Annotated in this window: 1 pseudogene; it reads left to right on the forward strand. The window is 58.6% G+C overall.

Annotated elements, in window-relative coordinates:
* Positions 1-80 precede the first annotated feature (80 nt).
* A pseudogene (locus Q1K31_RS16605) lies at positions 81-1219 on the forward strand (IS3 family transposase).
* The last annotated feature ends 28 nt before the right edge of the window (positions 1220-1247 follow it).

Consider the following 1247-nt stretch of genomic DNA (forward strand, 5'->3'; position numbering starts at 1 on the left):
GTGACCTGCTCCCCGAAAAATCCCTCGTTTGAGGCTGGAGTTTTCGCGTAATGATCCCAGGCTGGGATGGAGCGAAAGCGATGAAGGCATCGAAGTTCACGGACGCACAGAAGGCGTTCATACTGAAGCAGGGCGAGGAAGGGATTCCGGTCGCGGAGGTGTGCCGCAAGGCCGGGATCAGCCAGGCCACGTATTTCAACTGGAGTGAAGCGGAATAGAAATCGCACTGCGATTTCCCGCAAAACAAGTATGGCGGCTTGTTGCCGTCGGAGATGAAGCGATTGCGGGAGCTCGAGGAGGAGAACTCCCGGCTCAAGCGGATCGTAGCCGATCTCACCCTCGACCGCGAGATTTTGCAGGACGTCATCAAGCGAAAGCTTTGAAGCCTGGCCGCAAGCGCAAGCTGGTCAACGAGGTGTGTTACGACTGGACGGTCTCGATCCGGCGGGCCTTCGGGCTCCTGGTCCTCGATCCGAAATCCTATCGCTACACCTCTCGCCGGCGCGACCAGGCTGCTCTGGAACTGCGCATCCGGGAGATTTGTGAGACGCGTGTCCGATACGGCTATCGGCGCGTCTACGTCATGCTGCGGCGTGAAGGTTGGGTAATCAACATGAAGAAGGTTCGACGGATCTACAACGAACTAGGCCTGCAATTACGCAACAAAACGCCGAAGCGATGGGTCAAGGCCAAGCTCCGGGACGACCGCAGGGAGGCAACAGGCTCCCACGATGCCTGGGCGGTGGACTTTGCGCACGACCAGCTGGCGAGTGGCCACAAGATACGCATACTGACGCTGATCGACATTTACTCACGCTACTCGCCTGTCATCGATCCGCGGTTCAGCTATCGCGGCGAGGACGTTGTTGCCACGCTCGACCGTGTGTGCGGCAAGATCGGCTATCCGAAGACGATCCGGGTCGACCAAGGGTCCGAGTTCGTCTCCCGGGATCTCGACCTCTGGGCCTATGCAAACAATGTAACGCTGGATTTCTCACGGCCCGGAAAGCCGACAGACAATGCCTTCATCGAGTCCTTCAATGGGCGGTTCAGGGCAGAATGCCTGAACCAGCACTGGTTCATGAGCCTCGCCGATGCGAGGGAAAAGCTGGAGGCTTGGCGTGGAGACTACAACACGGTAAGACCCCACAGCGCGATCGGGAACAAGCCCCCGATTACGCTGATGAATCACCTCGGCGAAACCAGCCCGCTAAGGTGAGGAAGCGCCAAAAACTCCAGCCCCGAAT

Origin of the sequence: Henriciella sp., assembly GCF_029936995.1 — a bacterium.
In the GTDB taxonomy this organism is placed as follows: domain Bacteria; phylum Pseudomonadota; class Alphaproteobacteria; order Caulobacterales; family Hyphomonadaceae; genus Henriciella.